We start from the raw sequence: 23,933 nt of genomic DNA on the forward strand, positions 1-23,933 counted from the left end.
GAGCAGCGAACGCCATGGCCGACCTGTTTCCCCCCTTCGATCCGGACGCCGGCCCGGATGTGCCTGAGCCGCGCCGCCGCCGCTTCCAGGCGGTGCCGCTGCGATTGCTGCTGCCGAACCTTGTGACGCTGCTGGCGCTGTGCGCCGGGCTCACCGGCATCCGCATGGCGATCGAGGGACGGCTGGAGCTGGCGCTCGGCGCCATCGTGCTCGCCGCCGTGCTCGACGGCATGGACGGGCGGCTCGCCCGCATGCTGCAGGGCACCTCGCGCTTCGGCGCCGAGCTCGACAGCCTCTCCGACTTCGTTTGCTTCGGCGTGGCGCCGGGGCTGGTGCTCTATATGTGGGGGCTGGAGACGCTGGGCTCGGTCGGCTGGATCGCCGCACTCGCCTTCGCCATCTGCGCGGCGCTGCGTCTCGCCCGCTTCAACGTGATGCTGGAGGACCCCAACCGGCCGCCTTTCGCTGGCGACTTCTTCACCGGCGTCCCGGCGCCGGCGGGCGCGATCTGCGTGCTGCTGCCGGTCTATCTGGAGCTGGTCGGCCTGCCGCGCCTCGTCGCCTCGCCGGCGGTGGCGGCGGCCTATTGCTTCGCTATCGCGCTGCTGATGGTTTCCAAGGTGCCGGCCTGGTCGGGCAAGCGGCTTGGCTCGCGCATCCCGCGCGAGCAGGTGATGCCGCTCTTCGTCTGCGTGGTGCTGTTCGTCGCCGTGCTGGTGACTTGGCCCTGGGCGATGCTGTCGATGCTCTGCATCGCCTATCTCGCCATGCTGCCCTTCTCCGCGATGCGCTATGCACGGCTCTCAAGTGAATATCAGCAGCGCCTCGCCACCGCCGGTCACGCCGACATACATACTGGCGCTTCCGCCTCGGATGGCGAGAACCGGCCGAGCCATCTCAACTGAAGGAGAGCGCCGTCAGCGGGCGCGGCGCATCATCGCCTCGACGCGGGCGGTGAGCGGCGCGCCGGGGAAAGCCTGGCGCAGCAGGCGCAGCGCCTCGGCGTCCGAGCCGGGGCGGGCGAGGTCGAGATGCTGCGACATCAGCTGGGCGACGGACGTCGGCTCGCGCCGCGCATAGGCGATACGTTCGCTGTCGCGCAGGGTGCCGGAGGACGGGGTCTTCACTGTCACGCTTGCCGTCTGCAGCATCACAATAGCCTCCGATCGCCAGGGCGAATCAATCAGCTTTCCTCATGCACACAATGAGGCGCTTGCGCCCGTAACGCACGAACTATTTTCAGGTTCCCGTTCTTGTGAACGTGCGTTCGGGAAAGTTCTCATGGCGTAACTTTCGACGCCATCCGAGACAATACGAAGACAAGTCGTCAATATTTCAGTTTTCGAACAGTTATTTCCTGTCCGCACGACCTCGCGCCGGCCGCGCAGAGGCCGCTGCAGGTATCTTGATGGTGGAATTCTGTATCAATGACTGGATTGATCCAGTCATTGAGGCGCTTTGGCCTCAGGAGCGGGTCAGCGTGACCTTGCCGCCATCGCCGGTGGCAACGCCGTCATATTGGCCGCTGCCGGCCGGCTGCAGCCGCGCCGTGACCTTGCCGAGATGGTTCTGCAGCACGATCTCGTTGCCCCAGACATCCCAGCCCTTGGTCATGAAGATGTCGTTCGGGCAGTCGACGTCGGCATTGGCGGCGAAGCCGGACATGCCGCGATCGGTCGACAGGGTGACCTTGCAGCTCTTCTGGCCGTTGTCCCAGCCATATTTCCAGGTGCCGGCGAGCTGCGTGCGGGCCGCGCCCGGTTCGGCATAGGCGACGCCGCCCGGAGCGGTGGCCGGCGGCGGCGCGAGGGCGACCTGGCTCGCAGGCTGGCGCGGGGTAACGGCGTCTGCGGCCGTCGCGGCGGAGGCTCCGGTGGCCGGCGTGCCGGGAGCGGGGACGGGCGAGCTTTCCACCGAGCCGGAGGGCGCAGGCGTGATCTGGCTGGTCTCCATGGGGGCGGCATTCGTCCCCGGGAATCCATCGAGAACGGTGCTGCAACCACCCATGAGAAGAGCGGTGGCGGTCGTTGCCACGACGGCGGAGAACTTCATCGGCCCTGCACTCCCCGTCCGGTTTTCCGAAGAGTCCGGACGCTTGCCCCAGATAGATGCGGTGCGATGCGATCAGGCATCCGCACATGGACTCTGTTTCCCCAAGGATCGTGGCACGAGCGTGACCCGACCACGGCAGAGTCCTGATCCACAAGCACTGACACGCTTATGCTCAATGAAAACTTAACGAAAGTCGACGGCCGTTCATCCTTACGGCTCGCCTCGCCGCGCGACGCTGCATGACACAACCGCATCCCGGTCCGGCGCAAAGCGACGTTCAGTTTTCAGTGAAACTGCTTTATGTGCGACGCAGCGAAGAGGAGCTGCGCCATGTATCAGATGCTGGATCCATCCACCCTCCGTGTCCTCGTCACCGGGGCGACCTCCGGCATTGGCGCCGCCACCGCCCGGCGCTTCGCGCTGGCGGGCGCCAAGGTGGTCGGCACCGGCCGCCGCGCCGACCGGTTGATCGCGCTGCGCGACGAGCTCGGCGCCAACTTCCACCCGTTGGAGGTTGACGTGCGCGACAACGCTGCGCTGACCGAGGCGCTGGCCAAGGTGGCCGCACCCTTCGCCCCATTCAACGTGGTGTTCGCCAATGCCGGCCTGGCCCTGGGCCTCGAGCCGGCCAATGCCGCCAGTCTCAAGGACTGGGACGACATGGTCGACACCAACATCAAGGGCCTGCTCTACACGGTGCGGGCGACACTGCCGGCCATGGTCGAGCGCCGCGAAGGGCATGTGCTGTTCACCGGCTCGGTGGCCGGCGACTATCCCTATCCGGGCGGCAACACCTACGGCGCCACCAAGGCCTTCGTGAAGCAGTTCTCGCTCAACCTGATCGCCGACCTCGCCGGCACGGGCGTGCGCGCCACCAATATCGAGCCGGGCATGGTGGAGACCGAGTTCTCGCTCGTGCGCTTCCACGGCGACGCGGCCAAATCCGACAACGTCTATGCCGGCACGCAGGCGATGAGCGGCGAGGACATTGCCGAGCAGGTATTCTTCGCCGCCACCCTGCCGCGGCACGTCAACATCAACCGCATCCAGGCTTTCGCGACCTGCCAGAGCTTCTCGCCGTTCAAGGTCTCGCGCGACTGAGCTTCAGAGCAATACGGCGCCGCCGAGCGCGGCGCCGATCACCACCGCCCAAGCCGGCACCCGCCACAGCGCCAGCACCAGATAGGCGAGAAGGGCGAAGGCGAAGGCGCGGCCGGAGGTGATGCTGGAAGCCACCACCGGGTCCCAGAAGGCGGCGCCGAGCAGCCCGACCACGGCGGCGTTGACGCCGGCCATCGCGTCGCGCACGCGCTTCTCCGCCGCCAGCAGGGTCCAGAACCGCAGTGCGCCATAGACCAGCAGCGCTGAGGGCAGGAAGATGCCGATGAGCGCGACGGTGGCGCCGAGCGCGCCGTTGGGGGCGCTGGGCATCATCGCCCCGACATAGGCGGCGAAGCTGAACAGCGGCCCCGGGACCGCCTGCGCTGCGCCATAGCCGGCGAGGAAGGCCTCGCGCGTCAGCCCGCCGGGATGTACCAGTTCGGCCTCGATCAGCGGCAGCACCACGTGGCCGCCGCCGAACACCAGCGCGCCGGCGCGGTAGAGCGTGTCGAACAGCGCCACGCCGGCATTGCCGCTCGCCTGCGCGAGCAGGGGCAGGCCGACGAGCAGCACGGCGAACAGCACCAGGGCGGCGATCGAGGCTGTACGGCTCGGCAGATGATGGCCGGTCGGCTCGGATGCCGGCACGGCATCAAGGCGGATGAGCGCGAGGCCGATGAGTGCCCCGCCGGCGATGACGCCGATTTGGCCTATGGCGCCCGGCACCAAAGCGGCGGCCGCGGCGGCGACGAGGGCGAGGCTGCGGCGCTGCCGGTCTGGGCAGAGGTTCTTCGCCATGCCGATCACGGCGTCGGCGACGATGGCGGCTGCGGCGACCTTCAAGCCGGCAAGCCAGCCGCCACTGATGCCCGCCGCGGCGGCATGCGTCACGCCATAGGCGAAGGCGAGCATGATCAGCGCGGAGGGCAGGGTGAAGGCGAGCCACGCCGCGGCCATGCCCATCGGGCCGGCACGCATCAGCCCGATCGCCATGCCGACCTGGCTGGACGCCGGGCCGGGCAGGAACTGGCAGAGCGCAACGAGATTGGCGTAAGCCTCCTCGCTCAGCCATTGCCGGCGTCGCACGAATTCTTCGCGGAAATAGCCGAGATGCGCGACCGGTCCACCGAAGGAGGTGAGGCCGAGCTTCAGGAAGGCGCCGAGCACCTCGCGCGGCGTGCCAGCGTAGCTGGGCGTGGATTCGTCGGTATGTGCTTCGGCCATGACGCGTCAGCGTTAGCGCGCCGCCACCGCCGATGCATGCGAATTTTCGATGACGGCCTCACGCCGCCGCGACGACCGAGGGCATGGCCAGCGCCCCGCGCAGCATCTCGGCGAGGCGGCGTGCTGCGGCGGAGGCGGCGGGCGCCAGCAGGAGGCCGATCTCGATGTCCGGCAGCGGCGGCAGGCCCTCGGCCGGGCCGAGCCGGCGCCATTCCGCCGGCGCCGCGCATTCCGGCAGGGCGGTGAGGCACAGGCCGGTCTCGATGGCGGCGGCGATGCCGCCCTGCGAGGAGGAGGTGCAGGCGACGCGCCAGCTCAGGCCGGCCTTGTCGAGCGCGGCGGCGATGTGCGGGCGGGCGCGGCAGCCGGTGGGGAACAGCGCGAGGGGAAGCGGGTCGTTCTTCTCCGGCCGGTGGCCGCGGGCCGCGAGCCAGAACAGCTTCTCGCGCTTGAGCAGCTCACCGGTCGGGCGGGAATGGTCGCGGGTCAGAAGCGCGACGTCGATATGGCCGCGCTCGACCTCCGGCTCGATATTCTTCGACAGGTCGGAGCGGATTGAGATCTCGACCCGCGGATAGGCGGAGGCGAAGCGGGCGATGGTCGGCGTCAGATAGGCGTCGACATAGTCGTCCGGCATGCCGAGGCGCACGCTGCCCTCCGGCGTGCCGCCCTTGAGGTCGGCCAGCGCCTCGCTTTCATAGGAGAGGAGACGGCGGGCATGGGCGACGAGGCGCTCGCCAGTCTCGGTGAGCGAGATGCCGCGCCGCGAGCGCTCCAGAAGGCGCACGCCGAGGCTGTCCTCCAGCTGGGCGATGCGCGCCGATACGGCTGACTGGGTGCGGCCGACCCGCTCGGCAGCGGCGGTGAAGCCACCTGTATCGACGATGGCGATCAGCATGCCGAGGGATTCGGTGTCGAGATGGCGCATCGCGGCCTCCTTCCCGCTGGAGGGATCGTGGCGTTCCGAGCCACACTGCCGTTCATATCAGAAATTACGATGAAACGACAAAATAAATTCACTTTCATGATGCCAGTGCCCGGTGTACACGCCACTCTGTCACGATCAGCGAGTTGACTCGTGCGCGGCCGTGCGCGTCGCCGACCGAAACTGTTGTTCCCTTCGAGTCCAGCATGGCCCCGCCTCCCGCTTCCGTCGCGATGTCCACTTCGCTCGACGCCGCCGTCGAGTCCGTCGCCTCCTCGGCGATGAACGAGGCGCGGCTGCGCCGACAGGCTTTCCTGGCCGTGCTGCTGGCGGCCTTCTGCATCGGATTCTCGCCGGTGCTGGTGCGCTATGGCGATGCCGGCCCGGCCGCCATCGGCTTCTGGCGCCTGTTCTTCGCCCTCGGTCCGACGGCGCTGTGGGCCTGGGCCGAGCATCGCGCGGAGCGCCGGCGCTTCGCGGCATCCGCCACGCCGCGCCCGCTGCCGATCCGTGCCTATGCCTTCGCCGCTCTCGCCGGTGTGTTCTTCGGGGCCGATCTCATCGCCTTCCATGTCGGGCTTGCCAATACCAGCACCGCCAATGGCGTTCTGCTCGGCAACCTCGCCGTGGTGTTCGTGCTCATTTTTGGCTGGCTGTTCCTTGGCGAGCGGCCCTCGCGCGGCCTCTTGCTCGCGCTCGCCACCGCGCTGGCCGGCACGCTGTTCATCATCCTGAGCAGCGCAGGGCACAGCCATGGCGCCGGTCCGCGCGCGGTGAGCGTGTTTGGCGACGTGCTCTGCGTCGCGGCGGCGCTGTTCTATGCGGGCTACATGCTGATGACGCGCGTCGTCCGGCGCGCCGGCAGCAATGGCGCGGCGGCGCTCGGCGGCGGCACGGCGGCGCTGATCGCCACCGTGACAGGCGCGGTGACATGCCTGATCTGGGCGGTGGCGACCGGCGAGGTGCTGGTGCCGCAGAGTCTGCAGGGCCTTCTGGCCGTCGTCGGGCTCGGCATCGTCGCCCATGCGACCGGGCAGGGGCTGACGACCTTCGCGCTCGGCCGGCTGCCGGCGGGGCTGATCTCGGTGGTGCTGCTGCTGCAGATCGTCGTCGGCGTGACCTTCGCGGCGCTGCTGTTCGGCGAGATCCCCTCGCTGATGGTGATCATCGGTGGCACGCTTGTGGTGGCCGGTGTCGCCACCGCGCGTCCGGGTGGCCGGCGCGCCTGAGATGCCCCTTGCGGAGCCGCGGCGGCGGGTCTACCTCCTGAGCCTAGCGAAGGAGCGCAATCCATGTCCCAGCCCAACCCGTTCGGCGGCGTGATCGAGCATCTCTCGGTCGAGGAAGTCAAAGCCGGCCTCGAGGACGGGAGCATCCTGCTGGTCGACGTGCGCGAGCCGAACGAGACCGCCGCCGAGCGCATCCCGGGCGCGGTCGAGTTCCCGCTGTCCACCTTCGACGCGGCCGTGCTGCCCGACCCCGGCGAGAAGACGCTGGTGTTTTCCTGCCGCTCCGGCCAGCGCTCGCAGAAGGCCGCCGCCGCCGCGCAGGCGGCGGGCGTGGACCTGCACCGCCACATGGCGGGCGGCATCCTCGCCTGGAAGGATGCGGGCTTCCCGACCGACAAGGACTGAGCGCAGGGCCGGCTGAGTTCAGCCCGCCAGCCGCCGCACCACGTCGCGCGTCGCCGCGACGAGGCGGTCGACCTGCTCGCCCGTCGTCGCGGGTGAGGCCAGCATCATGTCGTGGAAGGGCGAGATCAGCACGCCGCGCACCAGCAGCGCGAGGTGGATCGCCGCCTCCAGCGCCGGGTAATGCGCCGATTTCGCCTGCCGCCCGTCCATGAGCGCGGCCGGCGCACGCACCACCTCCACGCGCGCGCCGCAGCGGGCGACGTGCCAAGGCAGGCCGGCTTCCGCCAGCACGGCCGACAGCCCAGCCTCCATGCGGTCGGCGAGGCGGTTCATATGGGCGAAGGCGTCCTCGGTGGCGACTTCCTCCAGCGTCGCACGCAGCGCGGCGAGCTGGAGCGGGCTGCCGGACAGCGTCGTGCCCATGCCCGAATGCCCGTCCGGCCGGTTGGCCTTGGCGTCGCGGAAGCGTTCCGCCGTTTCCTCGTTCATGCCCCAGATCGAGGCCGGCACGCCGCCAGCGATCGCCTTGCCGGCGACGAACATGTCCGGCTGCAGGCCGTGCGCGCGGGTATAGCCGCCAGGGCCGGTGGAGAGGGTGTGGGTCTCGTCGATCAGCAGCAGCGTGCCGTGCCGGCGGGTGATGTCGCGCAGCCCCTCATGGAAGCCTGGCTGCGGCAGCACCATGGCGCAGTTGGTCATCACCGGCTCGGCGATGACGCAGGCAACGGTGTTGTCGGCAAGCGCGGCCTCCACCGCGTCGAGGTCGTTGAACGGCACGACGCGGGTGAGCACGGAGAGGTCGCGTGGCTCGCCGATCAGCGCCGGCCGGTTGGCGGCGCGACCGTTGGGGCCGATTTCGACGAAGGTCTCGTCTACCGCGCCGTGATAGGCGCCGTCGAAGACGAGGATGCGCGGCCGCCCCGTCGCCGCGCGGGCGGCGCGCAGGGCGAAGCGGTTGGCGTCGGTGGCGGTGGTGGCAACCTGCCAGTAGGGCAGGCCGAAGCGGGCGCTGAGCAGGTCGCCGACGATGGCGGCGTCCGGGCTCGGCAGCATGGTGGCGAGGCCCGCCCGCGCCTGCCGCGTCAGCGCCTCGGCCACCGGTGCCGGGCCGTGACCGAACAGCGACGCGGTGTCGCCGAGGCAGAAATCGTCATAGGCATGACCGTCGACATCGACGAGCCGTGCACCGGTGGCTTCGGCGATGACCAGCGGCACCGGCGTCGACCAGTCGACCATCCAGTGCATCGGCACGCCGTCGAGCAGATGCGCGGCGGCGCCGGCCGCGGCGCGGGTCTTCGGGCGGGTGCCGAGATAGAGCGCCTCGGCCTCCGCGCGCAGGGCGGCGGTGCGGGCAGGGCTGACGCCCGGCCCCTCGGCGAACGGCGTGACTGCGTTCATCTTCCCGCCATCAGCTAGGCTGCGACGGCGGGCATATAAGCACGTTTCGCGTGTGCGTGCCTCACCGCACCCAGCCCCAGCGGCGCAGCTCGGCATAGGTGTCGTCCAGCGTCTTGCGGGCGCGGGCGACGAGCTCGTCGATCTCGTCATGCGAGATGACCAGCGGCGGGGCGATGATCAGCCGGTCGCGGACGGCGCGCATGACGAGGCCGTTCTTGAAGGAGAAGTCGCGCGCCAGCGTGCCGACCTTGCCGACGTCCGGGAACTTGGTGCGGCCGGCCTTGTCCGGGGTGAGCTCCAGCGCGCCGACGAGGCCGATCATCGGCGCCTCGCCGACGAGGGGGTGCTCGGCGAAAGCACTCCAGCGCGCCTTTAGATACGGGCCGGCGTCATTGGCGACGCGCCCGACCAGGTCCTCGCGCTGCATGATGTCGAGATTGGCGATGGCTGCGGCGCAGGCGGCCGGGTGGCCAGAATAGGTGTAGCCGTGGTTGAAGTCGCCGCCTTCCAGCAGCACCTCGGCGACCCGGTCGGCGACCATGACGGCGCCGAGCGGCATGTAGCCGGAGGTGATGCCCTTGGCCATGACGAGGATGTCCGGCTCGGTGTGGAAGGTCTCGCAGCCGAACCACGCGCCGGTACGGCCGAAGCCGCAGATCACCTCGTCGGAGATGAACAGGATGTCGCGCTCGCGGCAGATGCGGGCGATCTCCGGCCAGTAGGTCGCAGGCGGGATAATGACGCCGCCGGCGCCCTGGATCGGCTCGGCGATGAAGGCGGCGATGCGGTCCTCGCCCATGGCGTCGATGGCCGCTTCCAGCGCCTGCGCGGTGCGCAGGCCGAATTCCTCCGGCGTCTCGCCCTGGCGTGCCTCGCCCCACCAATAGGGCTGCGCGATGTGCAGGATGTCGGGGATCGGCGCGCTCTGCCCGTGCATCGGCGCCATGCCGCCGAGGCTGCCGGCGGCGACGGTGGAGCCGTGATAGGCGTTGCGGCGGGAAATGATGATCTTCTTCTCCGGCTTTTCCTTGATCTGGAAATAGCGGCGGACCAGCTTGATCACCGTGTCGTTGGATTCCGAGCCCGAGCCGGTGAAGAACACGCGATTGAACTGCGGCGGCGTCAGCTCGGCGAGCCGGGCCGCGAGCTCGATGGCCGGCTTGTGGGTCGTCTTGAAGAAGGTGTTGTAATAGGGCAGCTCCCCCATCTGCCGGGCGACGGCATCCACGATCTCCTGCCGCCCATAGCCGACATTCACGCACCACAGGCCCGACATGCCGTCGAGGATGCGGTTGCCGTCGGAATCGGTCAGCCACACGCCCTCCGCGCTGACGATGATGCGGGAGCCCTCCGCGTTCAGCGATTTCATGTCGCTGAAGGGATGCAGGTGATGGGCGGCGTCGAGCGCGCGCAATTCGGCGGTGGAGGAGGGCAGGGACATCGGGGCGCTCGCGGCTTGGAGAGGGGGCGGCGCAGAATGTGATCACATTTTGCGTGCGTCAAGCTATCCGGCATGGCACAAGCTTCAACGGAAACCTCGCGGCTGCTTGACCGGCGCGGGGCTGCCATGACCAAATCGACGCCACGACTGATTTTTTACCAGGTGGATCATGCCATTGCCTGAAGCCGTGAATCCCGTCACGGCCACCGAGCCCGAAAACGATCCTCTCCATGACGAGTTCGGCGCCTATGTCGCTGCCCACGGCGCGCCGGAGATCGTCGAAGTGCTGCTGCCCGACACCCATGGCGTACTACGCGGCAAATGGATTCCCGGCGGGGCGGGCGCGAAGATCTGGGGCGATGGCGTCGCGATACCGCTCTCCATCTTCGGCCTCGATATCTGGGGCCGCGAGGTCGAAGAGACCGGCGTCCATATCGAGACCGGCGACCGCGACGGCATCTGCCGGCCCGTGCCGGGCACGCTGAAGCCGGTGCCGTGGTCGCCGCGGCCGGCGGCGCAGGTGATGCTCTCCATGTACGAGCCGAATGCGCTGAGCGGCGAGATCCCGTGGGAGCTCGATCCGCGCCACCGGCTCGCCATGCAGCTGGAACGCCTCGCCGCGCGTGGCCTCTACCCCTGCGTCGCCTTCGAGCTGGAATTCTACCTGCTGAAGCCCGCGCCGGGTCCCGGCGGCGTGCCGGAGCCGGTGTTCCCGGCCTCGGGGAACGGGCCGGCGCGGCAGAACATGTATTCCATGTCCGACCTCGACGCCTATGCCGGGCTGCTGCACGACATACGTGAGGCCGCGCGCATTCAGGGACTGCCGGCCGACACGGTGATCTCCGAGGCCGCGCCCGGCCAGTACGAGGTGAACCTCTATCACCGCACCGACGCGCTCGCGGCGGCGGACGACGCCATATTGTTGCGCCGGCTGATCGACGGCGTGGCGCGCAAGCACGGCGTGCGGGCGAGCTTCATGCCCAAGCCCTTCCTCGACTTCGCCGGTTCCGGCATGCACGTCCATGTCAGCCTGACCGACAGGGACGGTCACAACGCCTTCGGCGCCGGCGAGGCGGGCGACCGCCTGCTGCGCCACGGCGCCGCCGGCCTGCTCGCCACCATGGCCGACACGGCGCTTTTGTACGTGCCGAGCTACAATGGCTTCCGCCGGCTGGTGCCGGGCAGCTACGCGCCGACCAGCGTCTCCTGGGGCTACGACAACCGCGCCGTGGCGGTGCGGGTGCCGAACGGGCCGGCCAAGGCGCGGCGCCTCGAGCACCGCATCGCCGGGGCGGACGCCCATCCGCACCTCGTGCTGGCGGCGATCCTCGCCGGCATGCTGGAGGGCATCGAGAAGGAACTGGAGCCGCCACCGCCGCTGACCGGCAACGCCTATGAGCAGGAGGCGCCGCGGCTCTCTTACGACATGGGCGAGGCGATCGCCGCCTTCGCTCGCTCCGACTTCGTGGCGCGGGCCTTCGGTGCCGAGTATCAGCGGGTGTTCGCGATCATGAAGCAGGCCGAACTGGCGGCCTTCGAGCGGCGGATCAATCCGCTGGAATACGAGACGTATTTGTAAGGGTTGCCAGCGTGACCGAGGCTTGAGCGGAACTCAGCGACGCTCTAGCCTTGGAAGTGAGTGTTTCGACGGCACTTCAACAACCAACTTCCGAGGAGAATAGAGGATGTCCCGCCTCCTAACGACAATCGCGGCAGGCCTGCTGTCCGCGCTGGCGATCGCGCCGGCGTCGGCGCAGGAGAAGGTCGTGAACGTCTACAACTGGTCCGACTATATCGACGAGTCGGTGCTGGAGGAGTTCACCAAGGAAACCGGCATCAAGGTCCGCTACGACGTCTTCGACTCCAACGAGGTGCTGGAGACCAAGCTGCTCGGCGGCAAGACCGGCTATGACGTGGTGGTGCCGACCGGCTCCTTCCTGCAGCGCCAGATCCAGGCCGGCGTGTTCCTGAAGCTCGACAAGTCGAAGCTGCCGAACCTGCAGTACCAGTGGCCGGCGATCGCCGAGCGCCTCGCGGTCTATGACCCGGGCAATGAGTACGCCGTCAACTACATGTGGGGCACCACCGGCATCGGCCTCAACATCGACAAGGTGAAGGAGCGCCTCGGCGACATCCCGCTCAACAGCTGGGACATCGTCTTCAAGCCGGAGATCCTGGGCAAGCTGAAGAATTGCGGCGTCTACATGCTGGACGGCCCGGAGGAGATCATCCCCACCGCCCTGCGCTATCTCGGCAAGGATCCGAACTCGAAGGATCCGAAGGATATCGAGGAGGCGGGCAAGCTGCTGATGCCGGTCCGCAAGTTCATCAAGAAGTTCGACAGTTCGGGCTACATCAACGCGCTCGCCGGCGGTGACATCTGCCTCGCCACGGGCTGGTCGGGCGACGTGTTCCAGGCCAAGGCCCGCGCCGAGGAAGCCGCCGAGAAGACCGGCAAGCCGCCGATTAACATCGAGTACATCATCCCCAAGGAAGGGGCGCTGATGTGGTTCGACAACTTCGCCATCCCGAAGGATGCCCCGCATCCGGACGAGGCGCTGGCCTTCATCAACTTCATGATGAAGCCGGAGATCGCGGCGAAGAACGCCAACTACATCTCCTATGCCAGCGGCAGCGAGGGCGCGCAGAAGTTCATCGACAAGGCGATCCTCGACAATCCGGCGATCTACCCGGACAAGGAGACCCAGGCGAAGCTCTTCACCGTCACCACCTATCCGCAGAAGGTGCAGCGCGTCGTCACCCGCACCTGGAGCGACTTCAAGCGCGGCAAGTGACCAGCTGAGACGGCCCGAAAACATGAAAGGCGCCCGGTCACCCGGGCGCCTTTTTCATTGGCGAGGCGCGAGGCGTCACCGCCAGCGCTTGTAGAACCAGGTCCATTGCTCGGGATATTCGCGCACCCATTCCTCGACCACCGAGGTGATCATCTGCATGGACTTGTTGACGTTGATCTTGCCGCTGGGGTCGCGCGGCAGGTCGAGTGGCGGCGTGCACTGGATGCGGAAGCGCCCGTTCGGCAGGCGGATCACCCGAACGCCGTGCACCGGGCACTCATAGAGCCGGGCGAGGCGGGCGATGGTCGGGTTGGCCGAGCAGGGGCGGCCGAAGAAATTCACCTTCGGCCCGCCGAGCCGCACCTGATCGACGAGGATACCGAGGTGCTTGCCCTGGTCGAGCACGGCGGCGAGCTCGAACACCGCGACATGCGAGGCGGCGACGAGGTCGCCCATCACCTTGCTGCGCATCTCGAACAGGAGGTCGGCGAAGAAGGAATTGTCCGGCGCGCGGAACAGCACCGCGCTGTCGAGCCCCTGTGCCGCCGCGGCGATGGCCGGCAGCTCCCAGTTGCCGAGATGCGCCGTGAAGACGAGGGCCGGCTTGCCGTCGACCCGCATGGCGACGAAGTTGGACACGCCCGTCGTCTCGATCCGGCTCTTCGACGGCTCCCACATATTGTATTGCCAGATCTGGTCGAGGTGGACGAACTCTCCCGCCATGCGGCCGAGATTGTCCCACATGCCCACCGCGATAGCCTGGCGCTCGGCCTCCGTCTTCTCCGGATAAGCGTGCCGCAGATTGTTCAGCGCGACCTTGTGGATCGGGGTGAGGGGGCCGATCTTGCGCGCCCAGAAACCGCCCTCCCAGGAGGCGAGCCATGACGGCTGCAGCCGCATGACGCGCATCAGCCCCCAGACGCTGGCCGAGAGCGCGGCGTCGCGCAGCCGCATCGCCAGAGACGGGCGGCGCGGGGCGGAGGGCTCCTTCTCCTGCGCCCGGTCATACCGGCTGATCTTCGCGGGCGCGGGGGCGAGCGCCTCCGGCCCCTCCTCGTCGGGGAGGGGAGCGGGATCAGGGGGGAGGGCGGCGGACACCGGCATTCTCAGAAGGTGATGACGACCTTGCCGAACACGCGGCGAGTCTCCAGCCGCTCCAGCCCGGCGCCGAAATTCTCCAGCGGATATTCGGAATCGATGACGGGGAGCACCCCGCGCTCCATGCGCTTCAGCCCGTCGGCGATGGCGCGGATCGGCGCGCCGAAGGAGCCGATTATGCGGTACTGGCGCTGGAAGAGCTGCATCAGGTTCATGTTCACAGACACGCCTGAGGTCGAGCCGCATGTCACGAGGCGCGCGCCCGGCCGCATGGAGAGCAGCGAGCCGTTCCAGGTCTCGGCACCGACATGCTCGAACACGACGTCGACGCCCTTCTTCTTGGTGATCTTGCGCACCTCGTGCTCGAAGCGGTCGGTGCGGTAGTTGATGGCGTGGTCGGCGCCCAGCGCCAGCGCCTTGGCGCATTTCTCGTCATCGCCGGCGGTGGTGATGACGGTGCAGCCGATCTCCTTGGCCATGCGGATCGCCACCGTACCGATGCCCGACCCCGCCGCGTGGACCAGCACGGTCTCGCCCGGCTCAAGCTTGGCGTTGTCGAACAGCATGTGCTCGACGGTGGAGAAGGTGACGGGCGCGGTGGCGGCGTCGGTCCAGGAGATGCCGTCCGGGATCGGCACGCAGAGCCGCTCCTTGATGTTCAGCTTGTCGCGCGCGAAGCCGTCGACATGGAAGCCCATGACGCCGGCGACCTCTTCGCAGAGATTGTCGCGGCCGGACTTGCACATGCGGCACTGGCCGCAGGTCAGCGCGCCATACATCGCCACCTTGGAGCCGGGGCGGAAGCGGGTGACGCCCTCGCCGATGGCGGTGACTTCACCGACGGCTTCGGCGCCGACGACGAGCGGCATCTTGCGCTTGGCGAAGGCCATGCCGCGCCAGCCCCACACGTCGATGTGGTTCAGCGCCAGCGCCTTGATCGAGACCTGCACCTCGCCCGGCTCCGGCGCGCCGGGCTCCGGCAGGTCGGTGAGGATCAGTTCGCGGTCGGACACCAGCTGAAGCGCACGCATGAAGAACTCCGAGACGATACGGCGGCGGCCGCCTTCATCCCGGTGCGAACGGGAGAGGCGGCGACCTTCCGGAAAGGACGAGGGTGGATAGCGAACTCGGCGCCTTATGGCTAGTGCGGCGGCATGATCATGAAGCCGTCATCCCGGACGGCCGAAGGCCGAGCCGGGATCGCCATCCGGTAAGAGAGCGGCACGCGATCCCGGCTCTGCGCTTCGCTTCGGCCGGGATGACGTCTAGATAGGTCTCAGGCCGGCTCGCCGGTGAGCACCAGCGCGACGTTCTGGCCGCCGAAGCCGAACGAGTTCGACATCACCCGGTTGACCTTGGCGTCGCGGGCGACGTTCGGCACTACGTCGAGCGGGATCGCCGGGTCCGGGATCTCGTAATTGATGGTCGGCGGGATGCGCCCGTTCTGGACGGTCAGCAGCGAGAACACCGCCTCGATGGCGCCGGCGGCGGTCAGCGTGTGGCCGATCATAGACTTGTTGGACGACAGCGGGATGTTCGGCAGGCGCTCGCCGAACACCGCGGTCATGCCGGTGAACTCCATGCGGTCGTTCTCCGGCGTCGAAGTGCCGTGGGCGTTGATGTAGTCGATGTCCTCCGGCGTGACGCCGGCATCGGCGAGCGCGGCGCGCATGCAGCCGATCACCGGCTTGGCGTCCGGCGAGGAGCGGGTGCGGTGGAAGCTGTCGGCCATCTCGCCGACGCCCTCAACCACGCCGATGATGTTCGCCCCGCGCGCCAGCGCATGCTCCAGGCTCTCCAGCACCAGTGCGCCAGCGCCCTCGGCGATGATGAAGCCGTCGCGGTTCTTGGCGAAGGGCCGCGAAGCTGCCGCCGGCACCTCGTTATTGGTGGAGAGCGCCGAGAGCAGCGAGAAGCGGATCAGCGCCTCGGCCGTCACCGAACCATCGGTGGCGATGGAGAGCGCCGCGTCGCAGTCGCCGCGCCGGATCGCCTCGACGCCGAGCTGGATCGAGGTGTTGCCCGAAGCGCAGGCGGTGGACAGCGAGATCGGCTGGCCGCGCGTGCCGAAACGGTCCGCGAGGTGGTCGGCGATGGAGCCGTAGAGGAAGCGCTCGTGCCAGGCGTCGTGGCCATTGGCCTCGGCGGCACGCAGCAGGTCGTCATAGGTGACGGCGGCGTTCGGCGCGGCTTCCTGCGCCAGGATGCGGCGCTGCGGCCATTCCAGCTCAATCGGCGGCACGGCGCAGAACAGCGGGCCGGGGAAATTGCCCTTGGAGCCGATGCCGGACTGCGCGATCGCCTCTTCCGCTGCCAGCTGTGCCAGCTCCTCGGAGAGGTCCGGCGCGGTGCGCCCGCTCTCGGGCAGGAAGTCGACCGTGCCGGCGATGGTGGTGCGCAGCGTGTCGATCGGGAAGCGGGTGATGCGGTGGATGCCGGAGGTGCCGGCGGTCAGCTTCGCCCAGTTGTCGTCCTTGCCCTGGCCGAGCGAAGTGACGAGGCCCATGCCGGTGACGACGACGACCGGCCGTCCGGCCTTGTCGGTATAGGAAGCCATGATCTGCTCCTCGGAAGCGAAGCGCTTCCGGTTGCGGGGGTTAGTCGGCGCGCTCGACGAGCGCGACGCCCTCTCCACGCCAATGCCCCACTGCGGTGACGATGGCACGGGACAGCGTGCCTTCGAAAGGTTTTTCCAGCGGCTCGCCGGCGAGCGGGGCGAAAAGCTTGCCCTGCGAGACGGCGAGCGCGGCGAGCGCCAGCGCCACCGGCAGCTGCCCTTCGAGGCTGTGGCCGACACGGTCGGTGACCGAGCGGACCGGCAGGCCGGTACGTGCGAGCACGGCGGCCTCCGCCTTGGTCGGCTCGGGCGCGCCGGAGGCGGCGGAGAAGATGGCGGTCCCGTCGGTCACGCCGCCCTCGGCCTCCTTCACCAGCGCGTCCAGCACCGCCTCGACCGCGTCGCCATCGCCGCGCTTGGCGCGCTCGGACCACACGCCCGACAGCTTGGCGATGGGCTTGGCGCCGCGGGCGGTGGCGTGCTCGGGCGATTCCAGCACGAGGAAGGCGCCGGCCGATCCGGTCGGCACGCCCTTCGGCTCGGCCAGCACCGGCGCCCAGGGCGCGTGCATGGCGAGGCGCTTGAGCGCGAAGAGCAGCAGCATGTCGCGCCGCTCGGCATTGTAGGCGCCGCCGACCAGCGCGATCTCGCTGGTGCCGGCGGCGATGCGCGAGAAGCCGATGCGCACGGCGTCGGTGCCCGAGCTCTCCTCACCCATGAAGGTGCGGGACGAGCCGGTGACGCCGTGGACGATGGAGATGTTGCCGGCAAGCAGGTTGGAGAGCTGCGCCAGGAACAGGGTCGGGCGTAGGTTCGACTGAAGCTGCTCGTTCAGGAAGACGTCGGGGTTCGACTGCTTCTCGATCTCGGTGAGGATGGCGCCGTCGACTGCCTGGTCGCGCTCGCCGCCACCGGCCGCCACCACCATGTCGGTGGTGCCGAGAATGTCCTTGTCGCCCTTGATGCCCGCCGAATCCAGCGCGAGGCCGGCGGCATAGGTGCCGATGCGCTGCCACGGCTCCATCTGGCGCTGGTCGCCCCTCTTGGGGATCTGCGCGTCGAACTCGATCTTGGCGAGCGGATGCACGACGTAGGGAGCGAAGCCGGTCTCGTCGATCACCGGGCGCGTACCGGCGGAAAGCGCCTGCCAATGGGCTTCCAGACCTTCACCGAGCGAGGAGACGAGCCCGATGCCGGTGATCCATACGTCGCGACGATTAGACATGCGTGAGATTTCCTGAGCGCGCCTCGCCGGCCGCTTCATTGCCCGCCGCGTCGCCCATCGGCATGGCGATGCGCTCGGCGGTGGAGAGCAGGTAGCCGCGCAGCTCGGGCGCCGGGAACGGCATGGTCTTCAGCGTGATGTCGGCATTGCAGACCAGCTTGCCTTCGACCCGTCCCTCGGCCTTGAGCCGGGCATAGCCGGAGCCGTCGTGCTCCATGCGGGCGAAGACCTCGATGATCTGGCCCGGGGTAACGAAGGTGCGCAGCTTGCCCTTGTCGACCGAGGCGAGGAACGCCATGCGGTCGTAATTGTGCAGGCGCAGCAGCAGCATGCCGCAGCTCTGCGCCATGATCTCGAACAGCAGCACGCCCGGCAGCAGCGGGTGTCCGGGGAAATGGCCCTCAAAGATCGGGCTCTCGTCCGGGACGATGTTGGCGGTCCGTAAGGTGCGCGCCTCGAGGTCGAGCTCGAGCACCTTGTCGATCATCTGGAAATATTCGAGCCGCATTACCCTTCCCGCAACACCCGTCGTCCGAACCGCCGATCAGGCGGTCTTGGCGGCGATCAGTTCGTCGATGCGCGCGCAGAGGTTCTTGAGCACGAAGTACTGCTCGGTGGTCGCCTTGCCTTCGTTGACTTCCTGAGTCCACTGCTCGAGCGGCAGCTTGATGCCGAACGCCTTGTCGATGGCGAAGGCGATGTCGAGGAAGTCCAGGCTGTCGATGCCGAGATCGTCGATCGCGTGGCTCTCCGGCGTGATGTTCTCGCGCGGGATGTCGCACGTCTCGGCAATGATGTTGGCAACGGTCTCGAACGTGGTCGACATGAAATGCCTCTGGTCTCGGCGGCCGCGTCCGGCCGGGGTGAACTGGTTCTCCCGCCGCTCCCGCGACGATAGGCCCCCAAATGGATGACGGCCCGTATACCTAAGCGCGGACGGCTATTCAATGGCGGCGGCGCGGCAATCCTCGGCTGTGTGACATCCGTGCCGATGCCCCCGGATGCGGCTCGTCATGCACGCCCTCGACGGTACCGTCATGGCCCTGCGGCAGATTCCGGCCTATCGTTCCGTCATCGGTCGGATCATCGGTCGTAGGGGTGGTATCATGGTCGCGTTGTCCTCGGCCTTCTCGAAGCTTGCGCGGGGGCTCGGCGGGTCCCTCATCCTCGTCCTTCTCGCCGCCCCGGCAATAGCCCAGGCCCCACCGCTCAAGCAGACGGTAAAGCAGGGCGCGGCGGCGACCCAGCCGGCCAAGCCCACGCAGCCGGCCAAGCCGGCCCAGGCGGCGGCGCCCGCACCGGTGCAGGACGCCCTGCCGAAGACCTATTCGCGGCCCGACCTCGTGGAGGCGGCGCGGCGGCTGCAGGCGCTGCTGCAGCGCGACCGCGAGCCGCTGGGCAAGCCGGCCGCGCAGCTGCGCAAGGACGCCGACGCCGCGCTCGCCGCCGGCGACGCGCGCACCGCCGCCGAAATCTACGGCAAGCTCGCCCGCGCCACGCCGAATGATGCCGGCGCCTGGCTGCGCTTTGCCCGCGCGCTCGCCCGCATCAAGCCGAACGACAATGAGAGCGCCGACACTTTCATCGAGCGCGCGCAGGCGGCGGCCTTCCTCGCCTATCGCAGCGCGACGACGCGCGTCACCCAAGCCGATGCGCTGTTCGCCATCGGTCATTTCTACGACCAGCGCTCGCTCTGGCGGCCGGCGCTCGACACGCTCGCCACCGCGCTGACCTATGCCAATGTGCCGGACCAGCGCGCCTTCTACGACAAGCTGCGCGAGGAGCGCGGCTTCCGCATCCTCGACTACAGCGTCGATTCGGACGCCTCCAACCCACGCATCTGCGTGCAGTTCTCCGAGCCGCTGGCGACCGGCGGGCTCGACTTCTCCTCCTATGTGACGCTCAAGGGGCCGAACGGCCCGGTCGACAAGCCGGCGGTGATGGCGGAGGAGAGCCAGCTCTGCGTCGAGGGGCTAAAGCACGGCGAGAGCTACGACGTGAAGCTGCGGCAGGGGCTGCCGTCCTCGGTTGCCGCCGAGCCGCTGCGCGAGACCGCCGACCTCACCATCTATGTGCGCGACCGCAAGCCGGGCGTGCGCTTCACCGGCCGCAACTATGTGCTGCCGCGCAGCGGCCCGCGCGGCATTCCCGTCGTCTCTGTCAACACCACGCGCGTGGGCGTCGAGCTCTACCGCATCGGCGATCGCAGCCTGATCCCGACCGCCATCGACGGCGACTTCCGCCGCGACCTCGGCGGCTACGACCTGCAGCAACTCAAGGACAGCCGAGGCGAGCTGGTGTTCAAGGGCGAGCTGGAGACCTCATCCCCGCTCAACGAGGACGTCACCACCTCCTTCCCGGTCGACGAGGCGGCCCCGACTCTGTCGCCCGGCGTCTATGTGCTCGCCGCCCGGCCGGCCGGCGAGGCGCTCGACCCGAATGACGAGTGGAGTACGCGCTCGACGCAGTGGTTCGTCGTCTCCGACCTCGGCCTCACCGCGCTCTCCGGCAGCAACGGCCTGACCGTGCTGGTGCGCGCGCTCGGCACGGCGCAGCCGCTGGACGGCGTCGAGCTGCGCCTGCTCGCCAAGTCGAACGAAGTGCTGGCCACCGCCCGCACCGACGCCACGGGCGCGGCGAAATTCGATTCCGGGCTGGTGCGCGGCAAGGAGGGCTTCGCCCCGGCGGTGATCGTGGCGCAGGCTAAGGAGGGCGACTACGCCTTCCTGTCACTGGACGACCAGGCCTTCGATCTGACCGACCGCGGCGTCGGCGGGCGCGCTGTGCCCGAGCGCATGGACGCCTTCGTCACCACCGAGCGCGGCGTCTATCGCTCCAACGAGACGGTGCATGTCACCGCGCTGCTGCGCGACCCGCAGGTGCAGGCGGTGACCGGCGTGCCGCTCACCCTCATGCTGAAGCGGCCGGATGGCGTCGAGGAGCGCCGCGTGCTGGCGGAGGATGCCGGCGCCGGCGGGCGCACCGTCGACTTCGCGCTGATGGGCGACGCCATGACCGGTACCTGGCGGGTCGAGGCCTATGCCGACCCGCGCGGCGCGCCGGTCGGTTCCACCACCTTCTTGCTGGAAGACTATGTGCCCGAGCGACTCGCGCTCGACCTCTCCAGCACCGCGACCAGCATCGCGCCGAAGATGCCGGTGAGCGTGGCGGCGGATGGGCGCTGGCTATTCGGTCCGCCCGCTGCCGGGCTCGACCTCTCCGGCGAGATCGAGGTGCGGATTGCCGATGCGCGCCCCGGCCTGCCGGGCTGGCGCTTCGGCCGGGCGGATGACGGCTACACCACGGTGCGCGAGCCACTGGCCGACGCGCCGGTGACGGACGCGCAGGGCAAGGCGAGCCTCTCGGTGGCGCTGCCGCAGCTCTCCTCGACGGCACGGCCGCTGGAGGCGGAAATCTTCGTCTCGCTGGACGAGGGCGGCGGCCGGGCGGTGCGCCGTTCGCTGGTGCTGCCGGTCCAGCCAGTGGGCAACGGTATCGGCGTGAAGCCGCTGTTCGACGGCAAGGGGCCGGGCGAGAATTCGCAGGCCGGTTTCGAGGTGCAGGGCTTCGATGCCGCCGGCAAGCCAGTCGCCGTTGCCGGCGCGCAATGGGCGCTCTACCGCATCGAGACGCGCTACCAATGGTATCGGCTCGGCGGCAATTGGGATTTCGAGCCGGTCGAATCGATCGCCAAGGTCGCCGACGGCAAGCTGGACCTCGCCGCCGGCGCGCCGGCGCGGCTCGATGTTCCGGTCGGCTGGGGCCGTTACCGGCTGGAAGTCACCGATGGCAAGCTCACCACCGCCGTGCGCTTCGAGGCCGGCTGGGGCGGTGGCGCCACCGCCGATGCGCCGGACCGGCTGGAGGTCGGGCTCGACAAGGCGCAATACGCCGCCGGCGAACCGATGAAGGTGAACCTCACCAGCCGCTATGCGGGCTCGGCGACGGTGCTGATCGTCGGCGATGGCGTGCTGGCCTCGAAGACTGTGGACGTGCCGGCCGGCGACAGCGCGGTCGAGTTTCCGGTCGCGGCGGGCTGGGGGCCGGGCGCCTATGCGCTCGCGTTCCTGCACCGGCCGCTGGATGTGGCTGCCGGCCGCAATCCCGGCCGCGCCATCGGCCTCGCCTGGTTCGGCGTCGACCGCGCCCAGCGCGTGCTCGACGTGGCGCTCGACGCGCCGGCGCTGGCGCGGCCGGAGACGACGCTCTCCGTGCCGGTCAGCGTATCGGGGCCGGGACGCGGCAGTGAGGCCTTCGTCACGGTCGCGCTGGTCGATGTCGGCATCCTCAACCTGACCGGCTTCAAGACGCCCGACCCGGACGGCTTCTATCTCGGCCAGCGTGCGCTCGGCACCGAGGTGCGCGACTTCTACGGCCAGCTCATCGACGGCATGCTCGGCGCGCGCGGCCGCCTGCGCTCGGGCGGCGATGCGATGGACGCCGGCCTGCAGGCCGAGCCGCCCACCCAGCCGCCGCTCGCTCTGTTCTCGGGCCTTGTGAAGCTCGATGCCGAGGGCAAGGGCACGGTCGATTTCGCCCTGCCGCCGTTCGACGGGACGGGAAAGTTGATGGCCGTGGCGTGGTCCGGCGCGGCGGTGGGCCATGCCGAGAAGGACATCATCATCCGCGATCCCGTGGTGCTGACGGCGACGCTGCCGCGCTTCCTCGCCTCGGGCGACAAGTCGACGCTCAACCTCGCCATCACCAATGTCGACGGTGAGGCGGGCGACTATGCGCTTGACGTGATGACCGATGGCCCGGTCTCGGTTCCGAGCGCGCCGAAGACGGTGCCACTCGCCAAGGGCGGACGGCAGGGCTTCAATTTGCAGCTTGCCGGCACGGGGCTCGGTGAGGCCAAGGTCTCGGTACGGCTCTCCGGTCCCGCCGGGCTGAATGTCGTCCGCGACTACCGGCTGAACGTGCGCCCGGCCTATCCGCCGATCTCCCGCCGCAATATCGAGAGCATCGCGCCCGGCGCCTCGATCACGCTCAGCCGCGACCTCGTCGCCGATCTCGTGCCGGGCACGGGCGGCGTCACCGTCTTCGCCGGGCTCGACCCGGCGCTCGACGCGCCGGCGCTGATCGGCGCGCTTGATCGCTATCCGTTCGCCTGCTCGGAGCAGCTCACCAGCCGCGCGCTGCCGCTGCTCTACTTGAGCGACTTCGGCGGGCCGGAGCGGTTCCGGCTGAAGCAGGAGCCGGCCGAGACCATCCGCAACGCCATCGCCCGGCTGGTCGCCCGGCAGGGCTCGGATGGCTCCTTCGGCCTGTGGGAGGCGGGCGGCAACGATCTGTGGCTCGATTCCTACGTGACCGACTTCCTCACCCGCGCCCGCGAGAAGGGCTACGAGGTGCCGGAGCAACCCTTCTCCATGGCGCTGGACCGGCTGCGCAACGCGCTCGCCTATGCCACCGAGGGCGCGACCGACGACGGCACGGCCTATGCCATCTATGTGCTGGCGCGGAACGGAAGGGCGCCGCTCGGCGACCTCCGCTATGTCGCCGACGCCAAGCTCGACGCGGTGGAGAGCCCGATGGCGCGCGGCCAACTCGCCGCGGCACTCGCCATGCTCGGCGACAAGAAGCGCGCCGAGACCGTGTTCGGCGCCGCGCTGGAGTTGCTGCCCGACGCGCCGGAGACCATCACCTCCGGCCGGCCGGACTTCGGCTCGATCCTGCGCGATGCCGCAGGCGTGGCGACGCTGGCCTCCGAGGCGGGCTTCACCGGCACGGCGCGCACGGCGCGGGCGCGGCTCGCCACTGCCTTCGTCGATGCCGGCCCGACCTCGACGCAGGAAGATGCCTGGTTGCTGCTCGCCGCCCGCGCGGCGCGCGAGGGCAAGGGGATCGCGGTGGACATCGACGGCGTGGCGCATTCCGGCATCTATGAGCGCTCGCTCACCCCGGAGGAGCTGGCCAAGCCGATCGTCCTCACCAATCGCGGCACGGCGCCGCTCGACGTCGTCGTCTCCATCGACGGGCCGCCGAGCTCGCCCGAGCCGGCGGCGGAGGACGGCTTCACCCTGACGCGCAGCTATTACACGCTCGACGGCCAGCCGGCCGATCCCGCCAAGGTGGCGCAGAACACGCGGCTCGTCGTGGTGCTGGAGGCGGAGGAGGACGAGGCGGCGCCGAGCCATGTGCTGCTCGTCGACTACCTGCCGGCCGGCTTCGAGATCGACAATCCGAACCTTGCCGTCGGCTCTGACGCCGGCGCGCTGGCCTGGCTCGGCGACACCAGCCAGCCCTCGCATGCTGAGTTCCGCGACGCCTTCTTCGCCGCCGCCTTCGATCTGACGCAGGTTGGCGAGGAGGAGGAAGGCGAAGTGCTGCGCGTCGCCTATATCGTGCGGGCCGTCTCGCCGGGCACCTATGCCCATCCGCCGGCGACGATCGAGGACATGTACCGCCCCGGCCGCTATGCCCGCACCGAGGCGGGCACGACCGAAGTGACGGGTGGTTCGAAGTGAAAAGGATCGCCAA

The 23,933-nt window shown here is 69.1% G+C and carries 19 protein-coding genes; 7 read left to right on the plus strand and 12 right to left on the minus strand.

Annotated features, from left to right (window positions below):
* Positions 1-14 precede the first annotated feature (14 nt).
* Positions 15-905 (plus strand): CDP-diacylglycerol--serine O-phosphatidyltransferase, encoded by an 891-nt coding sequence (gene pssA / locus SNOV_RS04630; RefSeq protein WP_013165754.1) that lies wholly within the window; start codon positions 15-17, stop codon positions 903-905.
* 12 nt (positions 906-917) lie between these two features.
* On the opposite strand, the gene SNOV_RS04635 is transcribed toward pssA, so the two are convergent.
* The gene (locus SNOV_RS04635; protein WP_013165755.1) at positions 918-1,151 is read right to left on the minus strand and encodes a lipase chaperone; all 234 of its coding nucleotides are present in this window, start codon (positions 1,149-1,151) and stop codon (positions 918-920) included.
* A gap of 313 nt (positions 1,152-1,464) precedes the next feature.
* Complete coding sequence (locus SNOV_RS04640) at positions 1,465-2,052, minus strand: protease inhibitor Inh/omp19 family protein (RefSeq protein WP_013165756.1); 588 nt, start codon at positions 2,050-2,052, stop codon at positions 1,465-1,467.
* 330 nt (positions 2,053-2,382) lie between these two features.
* Between SNOV_RS04640 and SNOV_RS04645 the strand changes: the two genes are divergently transcribed.
* The gene (locus SNOV_RS04645) at positions 2,383-3,153 is read left to right on the plus strand and encodes an SDR family NAD(P)-dependent oxidoreductase (protein ID WP_013165757.1); all 771 of its coding nucleotides are present in this window, start codon (positions 2,383-2,385) and stop codon (positions 3,151-3,153) included.
* Positions 3,154-3,156: 3 nt separating this feature from the next.
* Here the strand turns inward: SNOV_RS04645 and chrA are convergent, their stop codons facing one another.
* A complete protein-coding gene (gene chrA, locus SNOV_RS04650; RefSeq protein ID WP_013165758.1) occupies positions 3,157-4,377 on the minus strand; it encodes a chromate efflux transporter in 1,221 nt (406 codons plus the stop codon).
* A gap of 58 nt (positions 4,378-4,435) precedes the next feature.
* Entirely contained in the window at positions 4,436-5,305 is an 870-nt protein-coding gene (locus SNOV_RS04655) for a LysR substrate-binding domain-containing protein (protein ID WP_013165759.1), read from the minus strand.
* 203 nt (positions 5,306-5,508) lie between these two features.
* Between SNOV_RS04655 and SNOV_RS04660 the strand changes: the two genes are divergently transcribed.
* Both SNOV_RS04660 and SNOV_RS04665 read left to right on the plus strand, forming a co-directional pair.
* A complete protein-coding gene (locus tag SNOV_RS04660) occupies positions 5,509-6,531 on the plus strand; it encodes a DMT family transporter (RefSeq protein ID WP_013165760.1) in 1,023 nt (340 codons plus the stop codon).
* 63 nt (positions 6,532-6,594) lie between these two features.
* Positions 6,595-6,936, plus strand: a complete 342-nt coding sequence (locus tag SNOV_RS04665; protein ID WP_013165761.1) for a rhodanese-like domain-containing protein — start codon at positions 6,595-6,597, stop codon at positions 6,934-6,936.
* Between the two features lie 18 nt (positions 6,937-6,954).
* Here the strand turns inward: SNOV_RS04665 and SNOV_RS04670 are convergent, their stop codons facing one another.
* The gene (locus tag SNOV_RS04670; RefSeq protein WP_013165762.1) at positions 6,955-8,334 is read right to left on the minus strand and encodes an aspartate aminotransferase family protein; all 1,380 of its coding nucleotides are present in this window, start codon (positions 8,332-8,334) and stop codon (positions 6,955-6,957) included.
* Positions 8,335-8,395: 61 nt separating this feature from the next.
* Positions 8,396-9,775 (minus strand): aspartate aminotransferase family protein, encoded by a 1,380-nt coding sequence (locus SNOV_RS04675; RefSeq protein WP_013165763.1) that lies wholly within the window; start codon positions 9,773-9,775, stop codon positions 8,396-8,398.
* Positions 9,776-9,944: 169 nt separating this feature from the next.
* On the opposite strand from SNOV_RS04675, the gene SNOV_RS04680 reads away from it, so the two are divergent.
* Together SNOV_RS04680 and SNOV_RS04685 are read left to right on the plus strand one after the other, a co-directional pair.
* Positions 9,945-11,354: a glutamine synthetase family protein gene (locus SNOV_RS04680; RefSeq protein ID WP_013165764.1), complete on the plus strand. Its 1,410-nt coding sequence runs from the start codon at positions 9,945-9,947 to the stop codon at positions 11,352-11,354.
* A 106-nt stretch (positions 11,355-11,460) separates the two neighbouring features.
* On the plus strand, positions 11,461-12,570 hold the full coding sequence (locus tag SNOV_RS04685) for a polyamine ABC transporter substrate-binding protein (protein WP_013165765.1): 1,110 nt from the start codon (positions 11,461-11,463) through the stop codon (positions 12,568-12,570).
* Between the two features lie 75 nt (positions 12,571-12,645).
* Here the strand turns inward: SNOV_RS04685 and SNOV_RS04690 are convergent, their stop codons facing one another.
* From SNOV_RS04690 to SNOV_RS04715, 6 genes are all read right to left on the minus strand, one after another.
* Positions 12,646-13,674, minus strand: a complete 1,029-nt coding sequence (locus tag SNOV_RS04690; RefSeq protein ID WP_013165766.1) for a lipid A biosynthesis lauroyl acyltransferase — start codon at positions 13,672-13,674, stop codon at positions 12,646-12,648.
* 2 nt (positions 13,675-13,676) lie between these two features.
* Entirely contained in the window at positions 13,677-14,699 is a 1,023-nt protein-coding gene (locus SNOV_RS04695) for a zinc-binding dehydrogenase (protein WP_013165767.1), read from the minus strand.
* Between the two features lie 245 nt (positions 14,700-14,944).
* Positions 14,945-16,225 (minus strand): beta-ketoacyl-ACP synthase, encoded by a 1,281-nt coding sequence (locus SNOV_RS04700; RefSeq protein WP_013165768.1) that lies wholly within the window; start codon positions 16,223-16,225, stop codon positions 14,945-14,947.
* Between the two features lie 40 nt (positions 16,226-16,265).
* On the minus strand, positions 16,266-17,450 hold the full coding sequence (locus tag SNOV_RS04705; protein WP_013165769.1) for a beta-ketoacyl-ACP synthase: 1,185 nt from the start codon (positions 17,448-17,450) through the stop codon (positions 16,266-16,268).
* Complete coding sequence (locus tag SNOV_RS04710; protein ID WP_013165770.1) at positions 17,443-17,958, minus strand: 3-hydroxyacyl-ACP dehydratase FabZ family protein; 516 nt, start codon at positions 17,956-17,958, stop codon at positions 17,443-17,445. The genes SNOV_RS04705 and SNOV_RS04710 overlap by 8 nt, the downstream gene beginning before the upstream one ends.
* Before the next feature lie 36 nt (positions 17,959-17,994).
* Positions 17,995-18,276: an acyl carrier protein gene (locus tag SNOV_RS04715; RefSeq protein ID WP_013165771.1), complete on the minus strand. Its 282-nt coding sequence runs from the start codon at positions 18,274-18,276 to the stop codon at positions 17,995-17,997.
* A gap of 280 nt (positions 18,277-18,556) precedes the next feature.
* Between SNOV_RS04715 and SNOV_RS04720 the strand changes: the two genes are divergently transcribed.
* Positions 18,557-23,920: an alpha-2-macroglobulin family protein gene (locus SNOV_RS04720; protein WP_041782866.1), complete on the plus strand. Its 5,364-nt coding sequence runs from the start codon at positions 18,557-18,559 to the stop codon at positions 23,918-23,920.
* Positions 23,921-23,933 lie beyond the last annotated feature (13 nt).

The organism is Ancylobacter novellus DSM 506, from assembly GCF_000092925.1.
Lineage (GTDB): Bacteria > Pseudomonadota > Alphaproteobacteria > Rhizobiales > Xanthobacteraceae > Ancylobacter > Ancylobacter novellus.

Bases quoted from the DNA above. Each gene is read 5' to 3' on its own strand.
- pssA (WP_013165754.1), top strand. From the start codon at position 15: ATGGCCGACCTGTTTCCCCCCTTCGATCCGGACGCCGGCCCGGATGTG.
- SNOV_RS04635 (WP_013165755.1), bottom strand. From the start codon at position 1,151: ATGCTGCAGACGGCAAGCGTGACAGTGAAGACCCCGTCCTCCGGCACC.
- SNOV_RS04640 (WP_013165756.1), bottom strand. From the start codon at position 2,052: ATGAAGTTCTCCGCCGTCGTGGCAACGACCGCCACCGCTCTTCTCATG.
- SNOV_RS04645 (WP_013165757.1), top strand. From the start codon at position 2,383: ATGTATCAGATGCTGGATCCATCCACCCTCCGTGTCCTCGTCACCGGG.
- chrA (WP_013165758.1), bottom strand. From the start codon at position 4,377: ATGGCCGAAGCACATACCGACGAATCCACGCCCAGCTACGCTGGCACG.
- SNOV_RS04655 (WP_013165759.1), bottom strand. From the start codon at position 5,305: ATGCGCCATCTCGACACCGAATCCCTCGGCATGCTGATCGCCATCGTC.
- SNOV_RS04660 (WP_013165760.1), top strand. From the start codon at position 5,509: ATGGCCCCGCCTCCCGCTTCCGTCGCGATGTCCACTTCGCTCGACGCC.
- SNOV_RS04665 (WP_013165761.1), top strand. From the start codon at position 6,595: ATGTCCCAGCCCAACCCGTTCGGCGGCGTGATCGAGCATCTCTCGGTC.
- SNOV_RS04670 (WP_013165762.1), bottom strand. From the start codon at position 8,334: ATGAACGCAGTCACGCCGTTCGCCGAGGGGCCGGGCGTCAGCCCTGCC.
- SNOV_RS04675 (WP_013165763.1), bottom strand. From the start codon at position 9,775: ATGTCCCTGCCCTCCTCCACCGCCGAATTGCGCGCGCTCGACGCCGCC.
- SNOV_RS04680 (WP_013165764.1), top strand. From the start codon at position 9,945: ATGCCATTGCCTGAAGCCGTGAATCCCGTCACGGCCACCGAGCCCGAA.
- SNOV_RS04685 (WP_013165765.1), top strand. From the start codon at position 11,461: ATGTCCCGCCTCCTAACGACAATCGCGGCAGGCCTGCTGTCCGCGCTG.
- SNOV_RS04690 (WP_013165766.1), bottom strand. From the start codon at position 13,674: ATGCCGGTGTCCGCCGCCCTCCCCCCTGATCCCGCTCCCCTCCCCGAC.
- SNOV_RS04695 (WP_013165767.1), bottom strand. From the start codon at position 14,699: ATGCGTGCGCTTCAGCTGGTGTCCGACCGCGAACTGATCCTCACCGAC.
- SNOV_RS04700 (WP_013165768.1), bottom strand. From the start codon at position 16,225: ATGGCTTCCTATACCGACAAGGCCGGACGGCCGGTCGTCGTCGTCACC.
- SNOV_RS04705 (WP_013165769.1), bottom strand. From the start codon at position 17,450: ATGTCTAATCGTCGCGACGTATGGATCACCGGCATCGGGCTCGTCTCC.
- SNOV_RS04710 (WP_013165770.1), bottom strand. From the start codon at position 17,958: ATGCGGCTCGAATATTTCCAGATGATCGACAAGGTGCTCGAGCTCGAC.
- SNOV_RS04715 (WP_013165771.1), bottom strand. From the start codon at position 18,276: ATGTCGACCACGTTCGAGACCGTTGCCAACATCATTGCCGAGACGTGC.
- SNOV_RS04720 (WP_041782866.1), top strand. From the start codon at position 18,557: ATGGTCGCGTTGTCCTCGGCCTTCTCGAAGCTTGCGCGGGGGCTCGGC.